Source organism: Limnobaculum zhutongyuii, assembly GCF_004295645.1.
Taxonomy (GTDB): Bacteria; Pseudomonadota; Gammaproteobacteria; order Enterobacterales; family Enterobacteriaceae; genus Limnobaculum; species Limnobaculum zhutongyuii.
The window spans coordinates 3,043,367-3,065,032 of sequence record NZ_CP034752.1; the positions used below are offsets into that span (position 1 = coordinate 3,043,367).

Below are 21,666 nucleotides of genomic sequence, written 5' to 3' on the forward strand. Positions count from 1 at the left end.
CGGCTACTTCATTATGACTCAATAGAAATCTGAGTACGAAGTTGTATAGGATTCAGAATTTTATATCTCTGCCGAATAATATTATACATATCTAATCCCTTCACTTTCACGCTTATGACCATCGCGTATTGCATATCAGGAGCTGATTTCCCTGCCACATGACGAGAAGAATCTCGTGCATGATATCGAATATCAAATACAGGATCGCTCAGTAAAGTATCTGCATTAAACTTTTTACCTCTATGAAGGGTTGTTTCCCATTTATGTCCTTCATTTCTGCATTCTCGCTCGGTTTTATACTGACTTTTCTGACCAAAGAAGTCATCTGTTTCTGTATCATCTAAACCAAAACGTGGCCTAAAACTCACCTGCATACCAGCCCTCGTGTAATTAACGGAATGTTCGGGATCAACAGGAGTTTGAATGCATAATGTTGCTGATAGCTCAAATGATTCATGAAATGGTACATTTGGAAATGGTATAGGTGCACGAAGATATTTGCCTTTAGCTAAAGAGCCGTAGTAAATAACTGTAGCAGTATCGTCTTTACAATCGATTAGCTCGTTTGGATCTTCAGTAAAACGGCCCCATCCAATATGTTCTCTAGGATCTTTCCGAGACGCCTCTGCGTGATGAACTAATAGTGCTTTTAAAGCGATCGTATTTAATGGTGTGCCAGAAAGTGCAGCCACACCTACTGCAGTTCTTAATGCTAAAGGGGAAGCATAGCTAGTACCTTGGACACCAACAATTGCACCTAGCAACGGATTATATGTATAAAATGGCTCATCATCGCTACCACCAAAAATAATGCCATCAGGTTTTACAAACCCGGGGCTTCTTCCTGGACCAATGCAACTGTATGGGGCTCTGGCCCATTTTTTACCACTACGATCGGCGGCACCTACAGCCAGAGCATTAACCATATCTGATGGGGGCTGAATTCTTCCTGCGTCACCATCTTCTTCGCCGTCATTTCCTACAGCTACCGTTAGAAGAATTCCGTGCTTAACACAGATCTGATCTAGTACTGCCGTCCATACATGAACCTCATCATCACCAATAGGAAGTCTAGGGCCCAAACTTAAGTTAGCAAATTTATAATCGCCAGTATCAAGAACATGCTGAATTTTCTTTAATACATCAAATAAATCCCAGTCCCCGTTGCTGCCCGATTCTGGTGATAAAACACGATAATGATCTACATTCATGAATGGTCTATTAAATTCTGGATTATCCTTATCTACTCGGCCAAATAAAAATGTTGATGTAACTTCATTACCATGTTGTAGCAAATACCCTACTGTTTCTTGCGTATCAGGATATGCATATTCTGTAACCCAATTATTTAAATCTGTCGTCCCTAATCCACCATCAAATATTGCTACTTTACCTGATTGAGAATAGGCCCCTTCTATTGGCAATGAAGGTAATTCAATGTTTGACATTTGCCTAACTATATTAGGTTGAGTGCATCTAAGAATAGGCATAGGACGAACAACACGGATTAAAGCGAAATCAAGCGTATTACGGATGTTTTCTTGAGTTGCTTTTGCCGATAAAAAAGTCAACCCACCGACCTGTATTTTATTTTTATAGTCAACAATAACGTTATGTAATGCAGCATAAGATACATAAGCTTTTACAATATCATCGTCATCATTCCCTGCATGTAAAACAACCTCGTACTTAGCTTCCCCTTTAGGAGCTAAATTAAAATTCCGCTCTCTATCTAAGATATTGAAATTTTGAACATCTTCAATCTCAGTAAATTCTTTCTGTAAATATTTTGCTGTTGCATTTGAATTTAATAATTCCTTAAATTTTTTAACAGCATCTTCTTTACCACTAACGAATAACTGCGCCGTAACTAACTCTTTATTTTCATCAGTTTTCCTTGTGACTTTGCGTGGCGTTATTGTTATTTGCCTACTACCCACGTCTCTCAGTCCAGAAACACGCAATATATTTTCAGGATAATATGACTTACCAAGAAAAGCCGGGTGCAGTGTTAAATTAAAGACACTCTCACCTCTTGGCTTTGCCACTCGATCTAGCGCACTAAAGCTTTCAACAACATTATCAATCTGACTATTAATTTTGCTCCTAACATCAGAAATGGTATAAGGATAGTTTTTATCCCCGCCAACCTTACCAAATTCTTCCTTACTCGTTAAAATATCACCATTGCCTAGAAGTAGGTTACGTTCCATTATTTAACACCCCATTTTTTTAGAATATTTGAAACCGTTGGATGTGACATACTCATTGATTCAGCTATCTTCCTATTAGATATTCCTTCAAAGTGTTTTTTTATTACCTCTAAATCTTTATCATTCTTATTGTATATAGGTAACTTTTCCATAATAACTGATTCAATTAAAGAATTTTCAAATGAAACACTCGAAAGAACTTCATTCTTTTTAGAGTAGTTTAATAATTTATTAATTGTCGCGAATGACATGCCATTAAGTAGCGTCGATAGTTTTATAGCTAAAAACTCATCTACACCATGTTTAATTAAATATAATCTTATAAGATCCTCTTGAGGATTATCAAAATTTAAAACATGTTCAAAACGACGCCATACTGCAGGATCTAAAATATCAGGATGATTTGTAGCGGCCACCAATAATGATGTTGAAGGCCATTCATCTATAGTCTGTAAAAGTACAGTGACTAACCTCTTTAATTCACCAACATCACGCTCATCATCTCGTTTTTTAGCTACAGCATCAAACTCATCAAGCAATAAAACACATGGAGATTCTTTAGCATAATCCATTACAGACTTTATGTTGCTGCCTGTTTTTCCCAAAAGAGAACTCATAACAGAAGAAAGATCTAAAGTTAACAGAGGTAAACTTAATCTAGCTGCAAGCCAATGCGCTGACATTGTTTTACCTACACCGGGAGGCCCTGAAAGTAAAACAGCTTTTACAGGCTCCAATCCGGCTTTTAGTAAAGCAACTGTATTCTCCCTTTCGTTAACAATAGACATTAACTTTTTAGATATATCTGAGCTCCACATTGGTTCTTCAGAAGAGCTATCAATAGGCGTTTCTTGCAACAAGTTTCTTCGAGAATCGCCATCAACAGGAAGAATAGAAGAATTCTTTGTTGCGCTACGCAGCACTGTCCCATCAGAGATATATTTAGCTAATTTAGATGCAAGTTCTTCATCATTTTTTCTTATATTGCTAATCATTCTTCTGCAAAGCAAAACAAATGCATTAGCGTTTCCTTTGACGCCTTGCTCAACAAGCCGGAAAAAATCTTCCTCGTTTATACTTACCATAAAAACACCTTTAAATCATTAACATACAGTAACTGGAAAACAACACACCAATATTTTACATAGAATATTACCACTATATGACTAAACATTGAAAGAGCTATCTTTAATTTTTACTGTATAAATAATCAGGCCAACTTAAAAGTGAAGCACTACCCTTTGTTTTATATGTTTTTCTAAGACTACAATGTTTTTATGCCATATAACTAAATCATCAATAACCTCTAAAATGCTCAAAAATCTGTCCCCATACTTAATTTGTGTATTCGCGTCATCAATGCAGAAACCCGCGCCCGCGGTTCGGGCTGGCCAGCATAGATACAACCGTCTGGCCGGGCGCGATAATACCGGCCATCAATATCAACCTTATGCCCTGCGGCAAGTCTGCGGGTTTCATGCTGAGATAACTGCCAGCCCAATGACTGGGCGAATTCTTCGATTTTCGCGATCAGTTCGTCTGCCTGCGGGCTAAATGCCTGATCGCCTGCTGTTTTCTTACGCTGAATTGTGGACGAACAAATAACATTGCGTCGATCTGGCGGCTGCTTTCGCAATCGCCGTAGCATTGCACGCCGTTCTTTATCGTCCAACTTATCAAAATCAATAGCTGACATAGACATTTCTGGCTCAGATGTACTGCCAATTTCTTCTACCGGCGCTATTTTTTCGTCTGTTTTTTGGTCGCCCGTAGAGTTATTGACAGAACTCCAAGCGCCGCCTGCGGACGGCGAAAAGCCAGAAACCTCCTCGGCGTCAGCGCTACGCGCCTTGCCGTTATCGGTTTTATGCTTGGCGCAAATCTTCCACCTTGTAAGACGGGTACAGATACGGGACGTGATACCGATGTGCGGCGAGAAGACTCCAAAAATCTTTTCTGGTGATTCGCCGTAAGCGTTTACCTCTTCGGCCTCTTCATAGGCCAGGCGCACGGTATAGCATTCACGGGGAATAAGAACACCGCCCTGCTTTTCGATATAAGTCGCAAAACAACCAGCATCAGCGGCAGCCATAACATTATCCATAGCCGCATCAGGTAGCATCTGTTTGCCAGGCTGAAAGATCCCAGCTTCTTTCTGAATGCCGGTTAACTGATTACTGAGCTTTCGTAACTCCCGCCAGACAGTGACAGGCGGCTGGCCAAATGGCTGAAACTGTCGAATATTGTGCTGAGAAGCCCAAGCCATTGCATACTTTGCCGTATCCTTTAGTGACTTGCCGGTTTCGGTATCCAGTTCACCGTCAAGAGCATAGCCATCGATATTTTTACTAATGTATTTGGCAACATAGGCAGTTGCTGACCCCTTGCGCGGATCCATTTTCTTAGACTTAAACCGCGCGCCAGTATTACGCCCTAATTCGTGACGATCTTCCTTTATGAAGTATTCACGTAAAATGGCCAACGTTTCTTTTACTTGATCCTGCGGCATAAATAACAAGGCGTGCCAGTGCGGCGTCCCATCGTGATGAGGCTCCGCCACGCGGAACCCGTAAGGGCGCAAAGCTTGTCGCTTAAGTGCTGAGGTTGCCCGTCCCCAGACCTTGCATAAATACTGCTGCCCCTGACGCGCGGTAGTGTGATTCCACTTAGGATTTTGATGACCGCTATGAATATTACTGTGGTATTTTGACGGACAGGTGATAGTCAGAAAAATACCAACATCACCGCGCGACTGAGCAATAAGCTCAACGCCAGACATTCTATTCATCAGCTCATGACGGCGGATTGCCGGATTACTTACGCTGGCGTTAACCATATCTTCTAAGCTGACAATATTGCCTTCGTCGTCAACCAGATCGTGAGACTGGAAAAACGCCCGATTCTTTCGGCGCTGTTCTTGCCACTGGTTCAGAGCATCAAAGCTAACGTAAGGCATCCGTTTTTTATGGATAACGCCCGCGGCCCTAAACTGATTCTCACGCCATTCACAACGCAACCGCCACAGCTTACGCCCCCACCAATCAGGGTTTGAGATACGCAATAAAGATGAATAACACTGGGTTCGGGAAAAACCACCTTTAGCATTAAGCGACTGCCATGCCGGAGGCGTCACCCGTAAGGCAAACATTTCAGCGCCTAAATGTCGGTATAGCCACAATAAATCATCGTCTGACATTTCAGATGGGCGGCTACCTATCGCTGAGCACTCTGTTTCAAACATTTCAGTCAGCCGGGCTGCAATCTCATGCGCAACGGTGATTACCTGTTTCTTGCTGAATGTAGCCAAATGCGGCCAGCGCCGGAAATAGTAAGCAGCCAGCTCATAACCATGACCACTATTAACACTCTGCCGCTGGCGCACGGCATCAAGACGCAGCAATGCTTTTCTCACGGATCCCATGAAAAAAGCATTGATGTGTTTTTGATCTCGGTTCTGGCGCAACCAGTTCACTTTAGGCAATAGCGCCTGATGGATAAAAGAAGGTTGTTCATTAAAACGCTGTTCTACACCTTCGGGTGTTTCAGCCCACGTCACCTTTTTTCTTTCGTGCTCGGATCGTTCCTCTTGAGCCTGCTCCTTAATTCTCTGTATAACCGCCGCCCCTAGCGGTTGCCAATCATGTTTCATTCTTTCAAGATGCTTAGCAACTAACGGGCTAACGCTAAATACTTCAGACTCGTCTATTTCATCATCAAAAAACAGACCAACCGCTTTACGTGGTTTATTCCACATATAAGCATACCGGGTATCATCAATAATACCCGGATATGGTGCTGGCTCAGATGGTGCGTAACGGCCATGAGTTTCGGTGGTCATTCACTTGCGTCCATCTTCAACTAAAATGGAAAGTCGTGAAAATTGACGCCGCATAATCATAGAGAACACCTTTCCGCGAGGTCTGATAGATCTGAGTTTACGGTTCAAGTGTTTTAAACTGCGCCCATCCACTCTTACTCCAATTTCACAGTTAGAATAAGAATTAAAAGGACGGCGTTTACTCCCCAGCATTCTGAGCTTCAATCTCACCGATTGTTCGGCATATGCCTCACTCAATTGAAATACGTTTGTCATATCATCCTGTCCCCTGCCTGATCTAATAAAACTGCATGTGGTCTGGGTAAGACCCCAATCAACTCTTTGACTGACTTCCGGCTACCCGCTTTAGCGGCTGATGATCGACGGGCATCAATTTCAAAAAAGATAAAGTCTGGGTATATTTCGCGGGTTTCGGTGGTATTACTGTTCGATAGAACAACGCTGGCACCGCGTTCAGCGGCAGCAATTAGCGCGGCATTTAGTCGTTGATGGTCTTCGGTGGTGAATGGCTTTGTGTGATAAGTGGTAAAGCTTGCTGTTTTTGAGGCTGGTAGGTACGGCGGATCGCAATAAATTACATCGCCGTTCTTAGCTATGGCGATCACTTCTTCAAAGTCGGTGCTACATAGACTAGCGTTAGTTAATTTTTCAGCGAATGAAAGCATTTCACTATCAGGAAAATAGGCTTTCTTGGAATCACCAAAGGGGACGTTAAAATCACCCTGTTGGTTATATCTACAGACACCATTGAAGCAATGCCGATTTAAATAAACAAAAAGCACGGCGCGCTCAAAATTTTTACCGCAACGCCTGCCGCTATTAAATATTTTTCGACTAGATAAATAACCGGTTTGATCTGCCCCCTCAATAAAAAGCTGAGCCAATCGCTGCATAAAACTAATATGATTCAATTTCAAATAATAGTACGCGCCCATAAGGTCGGGGTTAATATCATTCAAAATATACTCATTGTAATCAGTGTTAATAAATACATTACCCGCCCCCACAAAAGGCTCAATTAATCTTTTACCTGTTGGAAGGTGTTTTTTAATTTCATCAATGACAGTACCTTTCCCGCCCTGCCATTTTAAAAATGAACGATTCATATAAATGCCTTATTCCATTAATCGTAATTTTTATTCTCTGGGCTATTCATAAAATCGCGCTCTTCCTTCCATTCACAAAAAATGATGAAAGCAATGAGTGCGATTAATAAAACAGCTCCAGTGATAACAACAACGTCCAGCCAGTTATCAAACAGCATCAGCTCACCTCTATTTCCTATAGTGCTTACTCAAAAGCTCATGACGTTCCTGACAATGAATGCAACGAGTCACCCCGCTAAAGGCAAGGCGTCGAGCTTCAGGTATTGGCTTATCACAATCCTCGCAGATGAATGCCGAAACACCCGCGCTCAAACGGGCAGCAGCGATCTGGCTATCCAATACAATTGATTGCCGTTCTTGAGCTATATCGATTTCATCAGCCATAATCAGACCTCTGAGCCGCTGGCGACTCTATTAAACACCTCTGCTTCATCACGCAGAATCGCTGCAATATCAGCCGGAGACTCATCAACGATAAAGTTGGCAAGACCTTCTAAGCGGGAAGCAACAACAGCGGCATAATTGCGCCTTTCATCTTTTCTTGCTTCATTTAATGCCGCCAGAAAATCGGGTGGTTTTATATCTGGAGTTAACATTTCTTTTTCCTTATTTTGGATAAAGCGATCCCCGCCATTTATTTGACGTAAGAATTTATTTAATAAAATTAATTATGATTAAAACGGAATATCAGGCGCTGGCCTTTTTTCCTGTTTACTTAACTCTTCGCTCAAAGCAGCAAGGAAATTAACGACTACCTCGCGGGTTGAATTAATTGTTACCTCACCGTACTTAGTTTTAATTGTCAGTCCTTCTCGCTCAATTGAAGGGATAATGACATTTAGAATGTAGTTGCGTTTATAAGTCATATATCCCCCTTACTGTTTACAAGAACTACGCAGTAATACCCATTAACCGAGCCCACCACCGACGCGAACATTTAACACCGGAGAGCCACGGCTTAGCCAAACCCGGTAAAAATTTCACTTCGCTGGCTTTTGGCTGAAAATGACGACCGTCCGGGGTTTCAATCCAGCCACGTGAATGATGGCAGTGTGTCACCTCTTGACCTTGTCGCAACATACCGGATAGTGATCTGCATTCGCTCATTGGGCTTGCACTCCATTCTTTGTCAATAATTTTGGCGGGATACCAGTAATACTCTAATTATCAAGCCCACTAACGTAATGGGCTTTGTAATTGGAATTATGCTTTTGGCATTTCAGATGCTGGTTGGATTTCATCTTCATCAAACCAAGCGTTAACAGCGCGACCGTCAGCCGCAAGATAGTGAACGTAATACTGATTACCGGCGCTAACGTAATCAGCTCGGCCTTTCACCTGACCTGCTTCACCACTGAGACCAACCTTAACTACTGCGCTTAATGGGTATTTAAATGACATGTACTTATCCTTTTGAATTAAATTGAATGCTGGCATTTTGACGATGCCAAATAATTGACTCATGGTAAGATCGAATCGCCAAAGACGACCAACCACAAGGAACAACAATGAACCCTTACATTACGGTTGAAGGATGGACAATACTTGAACCAGCCCCCGCATACCCCGATACCATTTCTATTAACTTCACCTATACACAGAGCGACTTACCTGCCGCTGATGAAGTATTTACTAAGCTGAATATTCATCAGATGAAGCGGCTAATAGAGCAGCTTCAATGCTATGTCGATGTAATTGAGCATGGCGAGAAAGCACCTGAAGGTATCCAGGCTCATTGATTGAGCCTGATTTCAAAAAACAGGTACTACTCAGTTTGTGGCCTTGATATTCAGAGGTTATAACTATTACCTCTGAATCATATTCTTGATGTCTAGTCTCTGATTCTGGCATTGTCGTTACCTCACTGAGCCGTTGATACTGATTGCGATGCATCCGGTTTCTGTTCACTTTTTTTATAAGAACTCCACCGAAAACACCGCCCTCAGATTTCTGTCAGGCCCGTGGCTGTTGGGCCTTTGAATTCTTAGCGCCGGTAGCGGGCTTACGGTTTCTTTGCTTAGGTGATGTGAATAAACGATCTTTCCATGCGTGCCACTCAGGCTCGGCAACTTCGGCCAGATGGGCGGCAAAATCGTCCCACTCGCCCTTATGAATATAAATCTCACCTTCACCGCTTGGCTTCTCTGGATTCTTCATGCGGATAACAGGCAGTTTTCCCGCCTGAACCATCTTGCGCACGGCGCTAGGTGTCTTGCCGATATAGCTCGCAAAAAATTCAACGGTCACCAGATTTGATGATGTGCTATCTGCAATCTCTAACATTTGTTATCCTCTCGTCTTGGTTCCTAGGTCGCGTCAGGGCGTCTTAGGGTTTATTTGTCGGTGCTTAATCAAGCACCTTTAGATAGAGAATAGTGCTTTGATAAGAACCTTGTCAACTGATTACGCAAAAAAGTTACTAACGTTGAGAAAATCCACGGGCGTCACTCAGAAAAAATTCTCTGAAATAACTGGATTAGCGCTAGGCACAATTAAGAAATATGAAACTGGCCAGCAAGGTGCAGGAATAGCCATAGTTGAAAGAGTTATAAGCACTGAAGAATATAAGAAATACACCATGTGGCTGTTACTAGGTGAAACGGCCCCTGAATCTGGGCAAGTAGAACCAGATGAAACACTCACGGAGTCAGATTCTAATTCTAAGAAAATCGGCTAGCCAATAAATAATATCGATACAGCAATTGCAGACAAGAGTCTCTACTATTAAGAAGTTACACAGAACTGCTTATAACTATTGGTTTTATAAGCAAATTGTAATTTATAAATAGAGAGAGTTTATGATTTTAAAATCGACTAATTATGCTGAGAAGCTACTGGCAATTCGACTGGCTGAAGGAATGACACAGGAGTTATTTTCTTTATCAACAGACATAGCGCTGAATGTTATTAAAGGCTATGAAACAGAGGGGGAAATATACGATCCAACAGTAATAGAAAAACTGATTTTATTGGATAAGGATAGATACAGGAAATACATACTATGGCTAGCAATCGGACAAGTTGCATATGAGGCCGGACAAATAGATCCGGCTCTCTCTCGCTGTGGGCCAGAAATAATAACGTTATACCTTTAAAGCCGGAAAACTGGCTTACGGTTTATAACGCTTTTATAGCAAGTACAACATATCAGACAGAACACATCGGAGGGCTTTATGTCTATTAAAAAGCTTGAAGATGGTCGTTATGAAGTGGACGTAAGACCGCAGGGTGCAGAGGGAAAACGCATCAGGCGGAAGTTTGACAATAAAGCAGAAGCACGCACATTCGAGAGATATATTCTAACGAATTATCATAATAAAGAGTGGCTAGAAAAACCGGCAGATAAGCGCCCACTGGCTGAGTTAATAGAAATATGGTGGGAGCTAATAGGCCGTACTCAAGAGCACGGTGATAAAACATACGGTAAGTTAAAAAAGAACGACCGGGATATGGGTTATCCCAGAGCGTATATGTTAACGAAACCGTTTTTGCTGAAGTACCTATCAACACTGCTGCAATCAGATATAAAAGCATCAACAGCAAATAGAATGATGACATATTTGGCGGGAATGTTCAGCGCACTGATTAGCGCCGATCTCTATCATAGCGAAAACCCCGCAAGACAAATAAAACCCTTAAAAGAGGATATCCCTGAAATGGTTTTCTTGTCTGATGATGAAATCTCGGCCCTTCTGAAATCACTAGATATAAACGGTGATGAGCGGCGGATAGCTCTTCTTTCTTTGTGCACGGGGGTTCGTTGGAAGGAGGCATTCAGCGTAAAGGCTGAGCACATCATTGATAATAAAGTGACATTCTATGAAACAAAAAACGGCAAAAAGAGAACGGTACCCATATCACAAGAAGTTAAAGATTATATTAAAACTAAAGAGTCAGGCCGGTTATTTGAAAGTGCTAATTACAACATTCTAAGGATGATGATAAAAGCAATCAAACCCGACATGCCGAAGGGCCAAGCTGTTCACGTTCTCAGGCATACCTTTGCAACACACTTCATGATCAATGGAGGAAACATTATTACGCTTCAAAGAATACTTGGTCACTCAAACATACATCAAACGATGATTTATGCGCACTTTGCACCTGACCATCTTTATGAAGCAATAACCCTAAACCCACTGAGGGGCATGTCCATAACTTGACCATGTGATAGGGTTTAATGGGGGGCGTTGGTCTCATTGTGGGTAACTTAACTCATTGATATCTCGTAAAGCCCCCGCATTAACGGCAAATAAAAAAACCGCCGAAGCGGTTTTTTATATAGCTAAATAGCCAGTTAATTACTTTTTCTTGGCTTTTGGATTAGGTAAGTCGGTCACTGTACCTTCATACACTTCCGCAGCCAGACCAACTGATTCATGCAATGCTGGGTGAGCATGAATAGTTAATGCAATATCTTCAGCATCACAGCCCATTTCAATCGCTAAACCAATTTCACCTAACAGTTCACCACCGTTGGTACCAACAATGGCACCACCGATGATACGGTGAGAATCTTTATCGAAAATCAGCTTGGTCATACCGTCTGCACAGTCGGAAGCAATTGCACGACCGGAGGCCGCCCAAGGGAAAGTAGAAACTTCATAGTTAATCCCTTTCTCTTTTGCTTCTTTCTCTGTCAGACCAACCCATGCCACTTCCGGCTCGGTATAGGCAATAGATGGAATAACTTTTGGATCGAAGTAGTGTTTCTTACCAGAGATAACCTCTGCAGCCACATGGCCTTCATGAACACCTTTGTGTGCCAGCATTGGCTGACCAACGATATCACCGATAGCAAAGATATGAGGAACGTTAGTACGCATTTGCTTATCAACATGGATAAAACCACGATCGTCAACCTCAATACCTGCTTTGCCCGCTTCCAGCAGTTTTCCATTTGGTACACGACCAATGGCAACCAGAACGGCATCATAACACTGTGGTTCGGCAGGTGCTTTTTTGCCTTCCATCGTTACATAGATACCATCTTCTTTCGCTTCAACCGCAGTTACTTTGGTTTCCAGCATCAGGTTAAACTGCTTACTGATACGTTTGGTAAACACTTTAACTACGTCTTTATCTGCGGCAGGAATCACTTGATCAAACATTTCTACTACGTCGATCTGAGAACCCAGAGCGTGATAAACCGTACCCATTTCCAGGCCGATGATACCACCACCCATAACCAGCAGACGCTTAGGCACAGACTTCAGCGCTAACGCATCAGTAGAGTCCCAAACGCGTGGATCTTCATGAGGAATAAATGGTAACTGGATAGGACGAGAACCCGCAGCAATAATAGCGTTATCAAAATTAATGTTAGTTACGCCATTTTCACCTTCAACCGCAATGGTATTCGGGCCAACAAACTTACCATAACCATTAACCACCTGAACTTTACGCATCTTGGCCATACCCGCCAGACCGCCTGTCAGTTGGTCGATAACTTTTTCTTTCCAGACTCTAACTTTATCAATATCGGTTTTTGGCTCGCCAAAAACGATACCGTGTACGGCAAGTGCTTTCGCTTCTTCAATTACTTTAGCAACGTGAAGCAGCGCTTTTGAAGGGATACAACCTACGTTCAAACATACGCCACCCAGAGTGGAATAACGTTCAACGATAATGGTGTCCAGACCTAAATCCGCGCAGCGGAAAGCTGCTGAATAACCTGCGGGACCTGCTCCAAGTACCACAACCTGAGTTTTAATATCAGTACTCATCTATGACCTCTTAAATTTTTTCCCGGCCGACCGGCGTTGGTTCTGTTTCATCATAGCGTGCATTGCCGGAACCTGTGTGACCACTTCAGTTTACAGAAACATAACAATTCTGCAAACAAGAGTTCCCAATAATTCCGTACAAAAACAAGAATTAAAAGGCCGGCCAGTGGCCGGCCTTTTAATTACATCACTAAACGGCGGATGTCAGACATCGCATCGTTAATGAAACTGATGAAACGCGCACCATCAGCACCGTCGATCACGCGGTGATCGTAGGAGAGAGACAGTGGCAGCATCAGACGTGGTGCAAACTCTTTACCATTCCAAACCGGCTTCATTGACGATTTAGATACGCCTAAGATAGCCACTTCTGGTGCGTTAACGATTGGGGTAAACGCAGTACCACCGATACCACCCAGGCTGGAAATCGTGAAGCAACCACCCTGCATGTCGGACGCTGTCAGCTTACCGGCACGCGCTTTCTTGGAGATTTCAGCCAGTTCACGAGACAGCTCAACGATGCCTTTCTTATTCACATCACGGAACACCGGAACCACCAGGCCATTAGGTGTATCAACAGCAACACCAATGTTGATGTATTTCTTCAGCGTCAGCTTCTGACCATCTTCCGACAATGAGCTGTTAAAGCGAGGCATTTCTTCCAGCGCTTTGGCAACGGCCTTCAGGATGAAGACCAGCGGAGTGATTTTCACATCCAGCTTTTTCTTCTCGGCTTCAACGTTTTGCTGCTTACGGAAAGCTTCAACATCAGTAATATCAGTTTCATCGAACTGTGTAACATGAGGGATCATTACCCAGTTACGATGCAGGTTAGCACCAGAGATCTTCTGGATACGCCCCAGTTCAACTTCTTCAATATCACCAAACTTGCTGAAATCTACTTTCGGCCACAGTAACAGACCCGGCAGAGAGCCACCAGAAGCAGCAACCGCACCGGATTCAACGCGTTTCACGGCATCTTTCACGTAGGCCTGAACGTCTTCTTTCAGGATACGGCCTTTACGACCTGTACCTTTCACTTTCGCCAGGTTAACGCCAAACTCACGAGCCAGACGACGAATCACCGGAGTCGCATGGATATAAGCATCGTTCTCTGCGAACTCATTGCTGCCGGAAGCAGCCGGAGCCGCTGGTTTAGCCGCTGCAACAGCAGGGGCTGGCGCAGCAGCGGCCGGAGCTGGTGCACTTGCCGCCGCAGGCGCGGCGCCCGCTACTTCAAACACCATAATCAGTGAACCAGTAGACACTTTGCTGCCTACCTGAACTTTGATCTCTTTAACGGTACCCGCAAACGGTGCCGGAACTTCCATTGAGGCTTTATCACCTTCAACGGTAATCAGTGATTGTTCAGCTTCAATTTTGTCGCCTACTTTCACCAGCACTTCGGTCACTTCTACTTCGTCACCGCCGATATCCGGAACCTGAACGTCTTTCGCAGATACGCCACCGGTTGCCGCTGGTGCTGCAGATGCCGCTGGTGCACTTGCCGCCGCAGGCGCTGCGCCCGCTACTTCAAACACCATAATCAAGGTACCGGTAGACACTTTACTGCCCACCTGTACTTTAATCTCTTTAACCACACCCGCGAACGGAGCAGGAACTTCCATTGAAGCTTTATCGCCTTCAACAGTAATCAGTGATTGTTCAGCTTCAACTTTATCACCCACTTTCACCAACACTTCGGTTACTTCTACTTCATCACCGCCGATGTCAGGAACCTGAACATCTTTAGCGGCTGAAGCCGCAGGAGCACTGGCTGCCGGAGCAGCAGCTGGAGCTTCTGCTTTCGGAGCTGGAGCTGCATCAGCACCATCAAAGATCATAATCAGCGTACCAGTAGACACTTTACTGCCCACCTGTACTTTAATTTCTTTAACGACACCACCCTGTGGTGAAGGAACTTCCATTGAAGCTTTATCACCTTCAACGGTGATGAGTGATTGCTCAGCCTCAACGGTGTCACCTACTTTCACCAGCAGTTCGGTTACTTCTACTTCGTCAGCGCCGATGTCCGGCACTTTGATTTCAATAGTCATTTAATCTTTACCTCTTATGCCAGACGTGGGTTAACTTTGTCTGCATCGATACCAAATTTGGTAATCGCTTCAGCCACAGCGCTGGCCGGCACGTCGCCGCGTTTTGCCAGTTCACCCAGTGCAGCAACCACAACGTAGGAAGCATCAACTTCGAAGTGGTGACGCAGGTTTTCGCGGCTGTCTGAACGACCGAAGCCATCAGTACCCAGTACGCGGAACTCGCTGGCTGGAATAAAGTTACGAATTTGTTCAGCAAACAGTTTCATATAGTCAGTTGAAGCTACAGCTGGCGCATCATTCATTACTTGAGCAACATAAGGCACACGTGGAGTCTCTAACGGATGCAGCATGTTCCAACGCTCACAATCCTGACCATCACGAGCCAGTTCGGTGAATGACGTTACGCTGTAAACATCAGAGCTGATGCCATAGTCTTTAGCCAGAATCTGAGCCGCTTCACGTACGTGAGGCAGAATAGAACCTGAACCCATCAGTTGAACTTTACCTTTACCATTGCCCGCTACGGTTTCCAGTTTATAGATACCTTTACGGATACCCTCTTCCACACCTGCCGGCATTGCTGGCATGTGATAGTTTTCGTTCAGGGTAGTGATGTAGTAGTAAACGTTCTCCTGATTACCATACATACGCTGTAAACCGTCATGCATGATAACAGCCACTTCATAAGCGTAAGTTGGGTCATAAGAGATACAGTTTGGAATAGTCAGCGCCTGAATGTGGCTATGACCATCTTCGTGTTGCAGACCTTCACCGTTCAGCGTAGTACGGCCAGAGGTACCACCCACTAAGAAACCACGTGCTTGCTGATCCCCTGCCATCCAGCACAGGTCACCAATACGTTGGAAACCGAACATAGAGTAGTAGATGTAGAATGGAATCATTGGGTAATCGTTGGTGCTATAAGATGTTGCCGCAGCCAGCCATGATGCACCCGCACCCAGTTCGTTAATACCTTCCTGCAGAATCTGACCTTTCTCATCTTCTTTATAGTAAGCCACTTGCTCACGGTCCTGAGGAACGTATTGCTGGCCTTTAGGACTATAAATACCGATTTGACGGAACAGACCTTCCATACCGAAAGTACGTGCTTCATCAGCCAGAATCGGCACTAAACGTGGACCGATTGAAGCATCTTTCAGCATAACGTTCAGCGCACGAACGAAGGCGATAGTGGTAGAGATTTCTTTATTCTGCTCTTCCAGCAGTTGGCTGAATTCACTTAATGCAGGAATCGTCAGCGGCTGAGTAAACTCAGTCAAACGGCTTGGCAGATAACCTTCTAACGCATTACGGCGCTCGTGCAGGTATTTGTACTCTTCAGAATCTTTATCCAGCGTCAGCAGCGGCAGGTTTTCGATATCGGCATCAGCAACAGGCACATTGAAACGATCGCGGAATTGGCGAACGCCTTCCATGTTCATTTTCTTAACCTGGTGAGCGATATTTTTACCTTCCGCAGTTTCACCCATACCATAACCTTTAATGGTGTGAGCTAAAATCACGGTTGGTTTGCCCTGAGTTTCTTGTGCTTTCTTCAGTGCTGCATACACTTTTCTTGGATCGTGACCACCACGGTTCAGAGCCCAGATTTCATCGTCGGTCATATCTTTGACCAGCGCTGCGGTTTCCGGGTATCTGCCGAAGAAGTGTTCACGAACGTAAGCACCGTTTCTGGATTTGAATGTTTGATAGTCACCATCAACGGTTTCATTCATTAACTGAATCAGTTTACCGGTGGTGTCTTTACGCAGCAGGTCATCCCAACGGTTGCCCCACATCACTTTAATCACGTCCCAGCCAGCGCCTTTAAAGATGCCTTCCAGTTCGTTAACAATTTTACCGTTACCAGTAACCGGGCCATCAAGACGCTGTAAGTTACAGTTAATGATGAATACCAGATTGTCCAGCTTATCGCGGGTGGCAATGGTGATAGCGCCTTTAGATTCTGGCTCATCCATTTCACCATCGCCCAGGAAGGCGTAAACGGTTTGTGCAGAAGTATCTTTCAGGCCACGGTTATGCAGGTATTTCAGGAAACGAGCCTGATAAATGGCGCTGATTGGACCCAGCCCCATAGAAACGGTTGGGAACTGCCAGAATTCCGGCATCAGTTTAGGGTGAGGATAAGAAGAAAGACCTTTACCGTGAACTTCCTGACGGAAGTTATTCATTTGCTCTTCGGTCAGACGGCCTTCAAGGAAAGCACGCGCATAGATTCCCGGAGAGATATGACCCTGGAAGAACACCAGATCGCCGCCATCTTTAGCGTTACGAGCACGGAAGAAGTGGTTAAAACACACATCATAAATAGTCGCTGAAGACTGGAATGATGCCATATGGCCACCCAGTTCCAGATCTTTCTTGGAAGCGCGCAGCACGGTCATTACCGCATTCCAACGAATAATAGAACGGATACGACGTTCTAAATCAAGGTTACCTGGATAGGTAGGTTCTTCAGACAGTGGGATAGTATTAATGTAATCACTGACGAACCCTTCACCTGAAGGTAAATTGACGCCGGCCTTACGTGCAGACGCCATAACCTGATCAATCAGGTATTGAGCACGCTCAACGCCTTCTTCACGGATGACCGATTCGATCGCCTGCAACCAATCGCGGGTTTCAATCGGATCCACGTCTTGATTTACAATTTCCGACATGGTTGTTTCCTTATTCTATCTTTACGTTAGTTATTCAAAGCCTGTCCTAATAGCGTCTTACACCAGAGGGACGCAGACGTTATTAAGACAGGCTCGGTGTTGTGGTGAGCCGAAAGCTCTAATCCCTATGCTGCTGTAACAACCGCAGCGATCGCTCGCGGCGAGTGTGTTCTCTGTCGAGGTCGAGCAGCACTTCCTCAATAAAGGCTAAATGTCGATGCGATGCTTCACGCGCTTTTTCTGGTTCACGTGCAACAATAGCTTCGAATATGCTAGCCCTGTGATTACTCACTCTTTCCAGCATTTCACGGCGGGAATAGAGTAAATCGAAATTCTGGCGGACATTTTGTTCTAACAGCGGCGTCATGCAGCGCAGCAGGTGAAGCAGTACCACATTATGGCTGGCTTCGGTTACCGCTGTCTGATACTGCATTACGGCTTCAGCTTCGTTTTGCTTATCACCGGAAGCCTGCGCGACTTCGATTTGTTGGTGATATTCGCGAATACGTTGGAAATCTTCATCAGTACCGCGTAAAGCTGCGTAGTAGGCCGCAATACCTTCTAAGGCATGCCGTGTTTCTAACAGGTCAAACTGGGATTCAGGATGATCGGCCAACAGCTCGCTTAAAGGATCTCTTAAACTTTGCCACAGGTTGGTTTGTACAAAAGTACCGCCTCCCTGGCGACGTAACAATAATCCTTTCGCTTCCAAACGCTGGATGGCTTCTCTTAATGACGGGCGGGAAACATCGAATTGTTTAGCTAACTCACGTTCAGGAAGAAGTTTCTCCCCGGGACGGAGGGTTCCTTCAAGAATCAGCGCCTCGAGCTGCTGCTCGATCACGTCGGATAACTTGGGTTGGCGAACCTTGCTATAAACCATAATGCTTCTCAAAATGCCCCGAAGTCAATTGGTAATACCAATATCAAAAGTGTGACGATAAAGTAACAAATTATTCACCTTGTGTCCATATGGCCTTTGACCTAAATCATAAAACCTTACCTATCGCTGTGATTTATACAGGATATCGTTAACTGGCGTACCTCTACGGAGGTATTAACGATTCAGCAACACCCACATAGATTTAACGTTTTTGAAACGAATAAAAAGTAAAACTGAAGCGGATCAGCAAACCAATCTGTGAATAAAAAACCAAATAATAAGAAATTAAATTCAATTTAAATGAAGAGTATGCAGGGAGGGATTTGCCAATTGCCTTCCAAAAAATTTACTGAAAATCTGTGCAACTGCCCGGCTATAGCATCAGTAAATAGAAGGAAACCTTTGTCGGTGTCATTGGTAAACACTAAAACGCATTATCTTTATCGGGTGTTATAAAAGACAAAAACCAGTAAAAACACTTTTATATAACACCTGTTGCTAACGGAGGGGATTAAATGGTCTGTTTACCATTATAGCAACATCAACCACCCCGCTATTCTGGTAGAAACCAAAAAATTAATTTATTGAAAAATAAATAGTTTTACAGTTATCGTTTTCAATTTATTACACAGAAAAGAACAGAATAAAACACTAAAGGAAGAAAAATAATGCAAACATTTTTGTTTACCACTATTCTTGCCGCACTGATAGACGGTATCTAAAAACTTTTTATTGGCGACTGTAAATATTTTTATACAGAATGATTGTTATCGATTCTCTGATACTGAAGCATCATTCTGAAAACCCAATAAGAACAAACCGCTAAATGAATACAAAAAAGCCTGTGAGGAAAGAATAATAATGAGTGATCAGCTCAAACGCGGTCTTAAAAATCGCCATATTCAGTTAATTGCCTTAGGTGGTGCCGTCGGTACTGGCCTGTTTTTAGGCAGCGCCCAGACCATCAATATGGCCGGGCCGTCCGTTATATTAGGTTATGCTATCGGCGGTATCATTGCTTTTCTGATTATGCGCCAGTTGGGTGAAATGATTACTGAAGAGCCGGTAGCCGGAACTTTCAGCCATTTCTCCTATAAATACTGGGGGCCGTTTGCTGGTTTCCTGTCTGGCTGGAACTACTGGATGCTGTTCGTACTGGTCAGCATGGCGGAGCTAACCGCCGTGGGTATTTATGTTCAATACTGGTGGCCGGATATACCTACCTGGGCTTCTGCGGCTTTCTTCTTTGTATTAATCAATCTGATTAACCTCTCCACCGTTAAAGTTTACGGAGAGATGGAGTTCTGGTTTGCCATTATCAAGGTTGCCGCCATCATTGGTATGATTGCATTTGGTATCTGGTTATTGGCAACGGGTACGGGTGGTCCGGAAGCTGGCATCAGTAATCTCTGGTCGCAGGGCGGGTTTATGCCTTTTGGCTTTGAAGGTTTGGTCATGGCTACCGCCATTATTATGTTCTCTTTCGGCGGTCTGGAGTTGATTGGTATTACTGCGGCTGAAGCCGATAATCCAGAAAAAACCATACCAAAAGCGATCAATCAGGTACTTTACCGTATTCTGATTTTCTATATTGGTTCACTGGTCGTTCTGCTTTCGCTCTATCCGTGGACCAAAGTGGTAGAAGGCGGTAGCCCATTCGTGATGATTTTCCATCACCTGAATAGCAGTATGGTGGCTACAGCCCTGAATATCGTCGTTTTGACTGCCGCACTATCGGTATATAACAGTTGTGTATACAGTAATAGCCGTATGCTTTACGGTCTGGCACTGCAGAAAAACGCCCCTCAGGCACTGGCGAAAACCAGCAGTCGCGGCGTGCCGGTGAATGCCATTATATTTTCCAGTACGGTGGCAGCTATCGGTATTATTGTTAACTATTTAATTCCTAAAGAAGCCATCAGTATCCTGATGTCACTGGTGGTTTCCAGTATTGTGATTAACTGGGCGATGATTAGCCTGTCGCACCTGAAGTTCCGCGCTGCTAAAAATCGTGAAGGCGTGACGCCTAAGTTTAAGGCAATTCTCTACCCATTCAGTAACTATCTGTGTTTGCTGTTCCTTGCTGGTGTACTGGTCATTATGTATATGACGCCAGGAATTCGCATTTCAGTACAGTTGATTCCGGTTTGGCTCATTATTTTAGGAATTGGCTATTTGATTACCCGGAAGACGGTGAAGTAAGCGTTGTTGTTTTGATAGAAAGTCCCTGCTGAAGTTGGCGGGGATTTTTGTATCTGATGTTTTGGAATGGAGTTTTGAGGATATTCCGGCCGTAAAGGCAATGTTGCTTATATTACTTTTGTGCTCGGCCGGAAGACCATTTGTACTTGGCTTTAGCGCGCGTCGGGCCTAGTCCGCCTAGGGGCGCTCCGGCAGCTAAAGCTGCTACGACCCCCACGGCGGCCTCTCCCTCCGATAACCATTGTTAACACCCAAAAGACCAAAACCAAGATCACAAAATAACGGTTTGGAATCCATTAGTTCGAATTTAGTTATTGGTTTTGATCTGTCTTTTATAACGTTGCCAGTCGAAGTGTGGGCCGGGGTCGGTTTTACGGCCGGGGGCGATGTCGCTGTGCCCGGTGATTCTTTCTGGTGTGATTGCGTAATGCTGGATCAGCTGTTGGGTTAGCTGTTGCAGGCTTTGATATTGTGGCGGGGTGAAATCCGTGGTGTCGGTTCCTTCCAGTTCGATGCCAATAGAGAAGTCATTGCAACGTTCCCGTCCGTCAAACAGAGAGACACCAGCATGCCAGGCGCGTTTATCAAAAGGGACATACTGAACAATCTGACCGTCACGCCGGATAAGACAATGAGCAGAAACTCTCAGATGTTGAATGTCAGCAAAATAGGGGTGTTCTTGCGGATTTAACGTACCGGTAAACAGTTGGTCAATATAAGGGCCACCAAACTCGCCGGGAGGCAGGCTAATATTGTGAATCACCAGCAGTGAGGGTATCTCCCCTTCCGGTCTTTCATCAAAATGAGGAGAGGGTACACGCTTAACGCCAACGATCCATCCTTGTTCTAACTTCATTTAATGCCTCAATTACCCTGCAGTTATCATCTGATTATAAATATACCGGCTATTTCTGCGTACTGATTTCTCTTTACGTTACACACTTACCCTGCCAAATGTGC

At 44.2% G+C, this 21,666-nt stretch carries 21 protein-coding genes; 5 read left to right on the forward strand and 16 right to left on the reverse strand.

Translation table 11 applies throughout. The annotated features are described in order from the left end of the window. Window positions 1-11 precede the first annotated feature (11 nt). From EKN56_RS13695 to EKN56_RS13735, 10 genes are all read right to left on the reverse strand, one after another. Window positions 12-2,213 (reverse strand): S8 family peptidase, encoded by a 2,202-nt coding sequence (locus EKN56_RS13695; RefSeq protein ID WP_130592292.1) that lies wholly within the window; start codon window positions 2,211-2,213, stop codon window positions 12-14. Beyond that, window positions 2,213-3,298: an AAA family ATPase gene (locus tag EKN56_RS13700; protein WP_130592293.1), complete on the reverse strand. Its 1,086-nt coding sequence runs from the start codon at window positions 3,296-3,298 to the stop codon at window positions 2,213-2,215. The genes EKN56_RS13695 and EKN56_RS13700 overlap by 1 nt, the downstream gene beginning before the upstream one ends. A gap of 230 nt (window positions 3,299-3,528) precedes the next feature. Beyond that, window positions 3,529-6,051 carry a replication endonuclease gene (locus EKN56_RS13705; RefSeq protein WP_130592294.1) on the reverse strand — a complete coding sequence of 841 codons (2,523 nt, stop codon included), beginning with the start codon at window positions 6,049-6,051 and terminating at the stop codon, window positions 3,529-3,531. Window positions 6,052-6,302: 251 nt separating this feature from the next. Then, on the reverse strand, window positions 6,303-7,157 hold the full coding sequence (locus tag EKN56_RS13710) for a DNA adenine methylase (RefSeq protein ID WP_130592295.1): 855 nt from the start codon (window positions 7,155-7,157) through the stop codon (window positions 6,303-6,305). A gap of 17 nt (window positions 7,158-7,174) precedes the next feature. After that, a complete protein-coding gene (locus EKN56_RS20955; protein ID WP_168189654.1) occupies window positions 7,175-7,315 on the reverse strand; it encodes a hypothetical protein in 141 nt (46 codons plus the stop codon). A gap of 10 nt (window positions 7,316-7,325) precedes the next feature. Further along, window positions 7,326-7,541 carry a TraR/DksA C4-type zinc finger protein gene (locus EKN56_RS13715; RefSeq protein ID WP_130592296.1) on the reverse strand — a complete coding sequence of 72 codons (216 nt, stop codon included), beginning with the start codon at window positions 7,539-7,541 and terminating at the stop codon, window positions 7,326-7,328. Between the two features lie 2 nt (window positions 7,542-7,543). Beyond that, window positions 7,544-7,753: a DUF2732 family protein gene (locus EKN56_RS13720; RefSeq protein ID WP_130592297.1), complete on the reverse strand. Its 210-nt coding sequence runs from the start codon at window positions 7,751-7,753 to the stop codon at window positions 7,544-7,546. 78 nt (window positions 7,754-7,831) lie between these two features. Beyond that, entirely contained in the window at window positions 7,832-8,023 is a 192-nt protein-coding gene (locus tag EKN56_RS13725) for a hypothetical protein (RefSeq protein ID WP_130592298.1), read from the reverse strand. 25 nt (window positions 8,024-8,048) lie between these two features. After that, window positions 8,049-8,264 (reverse strand): phage filamentation protein Fil family protein, encoded by a 216-nt coding sequence (locus EKN56_RS13730; protein ID WP_130592299.1) that lies wholly within the window; start codon window positions 8,262-8,264, stop codon window positions 8,049-8,051. Window positions 8,265-8,360: 96 nt separating this feature from the next. Next, window positions 8,361-8,558: a hypothetical protein gene (locus tag EKN56_RS13735; RefSeq protein ID WP_130592300.1), complete on the reverse strand. Its 198-nt coding sequence runs from the start codon at window positions 8,556-8,558 to the stop codon at window positions 8,361-8,363. Between the two features lie 107 nt (window positions 8,559-8,665). Between EKN56_RS13735 and EKN56_RS13740 the strand changes: the two genes are divergently transcribed. Then, on the forward strand, window positions 8,666-8,896 hold the full coding sequence (locus EKN56_RS13740; protein WP_130592301.1) for a hypothetical protein: 231 nt from the start codon (window positions 8,666-8,668) through the stop codon (window positions 8,894-8,896). 214 nt (window positions 8,897-9,110) lie between these two features. Here EKN56_RS13740 and EKN56_RS13745 read toward each other — a convergent pair whose 3' ends face one another. Beyond that, window positions 9,111-9,440, reverse strand: coding sequence for a Cox family DNA-binding protein (locus EKN56_RS13745; RefSeq protein ID WP_130592302.1), 330 nt, complete (start codon window positions 9,438-9,440; stop codon window positions 9,111-9,113). 97 nt (window positions 9,441-9,537) lie between these two features. Between EKN56_RS13745 and EKN56_RS13750 the strand changes: the two genes are divergently transcribed. The 3 genes from EKN56_RS13750 to EKN56_RS13760 all read left to right on the forward strand — a co-directional run bounded on the left by EKN56_RS13750 (window position 9,538) and on the right by EKN56_RS13760 (window position 11,320). After that, on the forward strand, window positions 9,538-9,834 hold the full coding sequence (locus tag EKN56_RS13750) for a helix-turn-helix domain-containing protein (RefSeq protein WP_246019828.1): 297 nt from the start codon (window positions 9,538-9,540) through the stop codon (window positions 9,832-9,834). A 121-nt stretch (window positions 9,835-9,955) separates the two neighbouring features. Next, window positions 9,956-10,252 (forward strand): transcriptional regulator, encoded by a 297-nt coding sequence (locus tag EKN56_RS13755; RefSeq protein ID WP_130592303.1) that lies wholly within the window; start codon window positions 9,956-9,958, stop codon window positions 10,250-10,252. A gap of 78 nt (window positions 10,253-10,330) precedes the next feature. After that, window positions 10,331-11,320: a phage integrase gene (locus EKN56_RS13760; RefSeq protein ID WP_130592304.1), complete on the forward strand. Its 990-nt coding sequence runs from the start codon at window positions 10,331-10,333 to the stop codon at window positions 11,318-11,320. A gap of 138 nt (window positions 11,321-11,458) precedes the next feature. Here EKN56_RS13760 and lpdA read toward each other — a convergent pair whose 3' ends face one another. The 4 genes from lpdA to pdhR form a co-directional block, all read right to left on the reverse strand. Beyond that, entirely contained in the window at window positions 11,459-12,883 is a 1,425-nt protein-coding gene (gene lpdA / locus EKN56_RS13765; protein ID WP_130592305.1) for a dihydrolipoyl dehydrogenase, read from the reverse strand. 182 nt (window positions 12,884-13,065) lie between these two features. After that, complete coding sequence (gene aceF / locus EKN56_RS13770) at window positions 13,066-14,940, reverse strand: pyruvate dehydrogenase complex dihydrolipoyllysine-residue acetyltransferase (protein ID WP_130592306.1); 1,875 nt, start codon at window positions 14,938-14,940, stop codon at window positions 13,066-13,068. Between the two features lie 14 nt (window positions 14,941-14,954). Beyond that, window positions 14,955-17,621: a pyruvate dehydrogenase (acetyl-transferring), homodimeric type gene (gene aceE, locus EKN56_RS13775; RefSeq protein WP_130592307.1), complete on the reverse strand. Its 2,667-nt coding sequence runs from the start codon at window positions 17,619-17,621 to the stop codon at window positions 14,955-14,957. Between the two features lie 118 nt (window positions 17,622-17,739). After that, window positions 17,740-18,504 (reverse strand): pyruvate dehydrogenase complex transcriptional repressor PdhR, encoded by a 765-nt coding sequence (pdhR, locus tag EKN56_RS13780; protein WP_130592308.1) that lies wholly within the window; start codon window positions 18,502-18,504, stop codon window positions 17,740-17,742. Window positions 18,505-19,365: 861 nt separating this feature from the next. On the opposite strand from pdhR, the gene EKN56_RS13785 reads away from it, so the two are divergent. After that, window positions 19,366-20,706 (forward strand): amino acid permease, encoded by a 1,341-nt coding sequence (locus EKN56_RS13785; protein ID WP_130592309.1) that lies wholly within the window; start codon window positions 19,366-19,368, stop codon window positions 20,704-20,706. Between the two features lie 307 nt (window positions 20,707-21,013). Here the strand turns inward: EKN56_RS13785 and ampD are convergent, their stop codons facing one another. Beyond that, the gene (gene ampD, locus EKN56_RS13790) at window positions 21,014-21,562 is read right to left on the reverse strand and encodes a 1,6-anhydro-N-acetylmuramyl-L-alanine amidase AmpD (RefSeq protein ID WP_130592310.1); all 549 of its coding nucleotides are present in this window, start codon (window positions 21,560-21,562) and stop codon (window positions 21,014-21,016) included. Window positions 21,563-21,666 lie beyond the last annotated feature (104 nt).

Bases quoted from the DNA above. Each gene is read 5' to 3' on its own strand.
- aceE (WP_130592307.1), bottom strand. From the start codon at position 17,621: ATGTCGGAAATTGTAAATCAAGACGTGGATCCGATTGAAACCCGCGAT.
- EKN56_RS13725 (WP_130592298.1), bottom strand. From the start codon at position 8,023: ATGACTTATAAACGCAACTACATTCTAAATGTCATTATCCCTTCAATT.
- EKN56_RS13710 (WP_130592295.1), bottom strand. From the start codon at position 7,157: ATGAATCGTTCATTTTTAAAATGGCAGGGCGGGAAAGGTACTGTCATT.
- EKN56_RS13745 (WP_130592302.1), bottom strand. From the start codon at position 9,440: ATGTTAGAGATTGCAGATAGCACATCATCAAATCTGGTGACCGTTGAA.
- EKN56_RS13705 (WP_130592294.1), bottom strand. From the start codon at position 6,051: ATGACCACCGAAACTCATGGCCGTTACGCACCATCTGAGCCAGCACCA.
- EKN56_RS13740 (WP_130592301.1), top strand. From the start codon at position 8,666: ATGAACCCTTACATTACGGTTGAAGGATGGACAATACTTGAACCAGCC.
- EKN56_RS20955 (WP_168189654.1), bottom strand. From the start codon at position 7,315: ATGCTGTTTGATAACTGGCTGGACGTTGTTGTTATCACTGGAGCTGTT.
- aceF (WP_130592306.1), bottom strand. From the start codon at position 14,940: ATGACTATTGAAATCAAAGTGCCGGACATCGGCGCTGACGAAGTAGAA.
- lpdA (WP_130592305.1), bottom strand. From the start codon at position 12,883: ATGAGTACTGATATTAAAACTCAGGTTGTGGTACTTGGAGCAGGTCCC.
- EKN56_RS13695 (WP_130592292.1), bottom strand. From the start codon at position 2,213: ATGGAACGTAACCTACTTCTAGGCAATGGTGATATTTTAACGAGTAAG.
- EKN56_RS13715 (WP_130592296.1), bottom strand. From the start codon at position 7,541: ATGGCTGATGAAATCGATATAGCTCAAGAACGGCAATCAATTGTATTG.
- EKN56_RS13735 (WP_130592300.1), bottom strand. From the start codon at position 8,558: ATGTCATTTAAATACCCATTAAGCGCAGTAGTTAAGGTTGGTCTCAGT.
- pdhR (WP_130592308.1), bottom strand. From the start codon at position 18,504: ATGGTTTATAGCAAGGTTCGCCAACCCAAGTTATCCGACGTGATCGAG.
- EKN56_RS13755 (WP_130592303.1), top strand. From the start codon at position 9,956: ATGATTTTAAAATCGACTAATTATGCTGAGAAGCTACTGGCAATTCGA.
- EKN56_RS13730 (WP_130592299.1), bottom strand. From the start codon at position 8,264: ATGAGCGAATGCAGATCACTATCCGGTATGTTGCGACAAGGTCAAGAG.
- EKN56_RS13720 (WP_130592297.1), bottom strand. From the start codon at position 7,753: ATGTTAACTCCAGATATAAAACCACCCGATTTTCTGGCGGCATTAAAT.
- EKN56_RS13760 (WP_130592304.1), top strand. From the start codon at position 10,331: ATGTCTATTAAAAAGCTTGAAGATGGTCGTTATGAAGTGGACGTAAGA.
- ampD (WP_130592310.1), bottom strand. From the start codon at position 21,562: ATGAAGTTAGAACAAGGATGGATCGTTGGCGTTAAGCGTGTACCCTCT.
- EKN56_RS13785 (WP_130592309.1), top strand. From the start codon at position 19,366: ATGAGTGATCAGCTCAAACGCGGTCTTAAAAATCGCCATATTCAGTTA.
- EKN56_RS13700 (WP_130592293.1), bottom strand. From the start codon at position 3,298: ATGGTAAGTATAAACGAGGAAGATTTTTTCCGGCTTGTTGAGCAAGGC.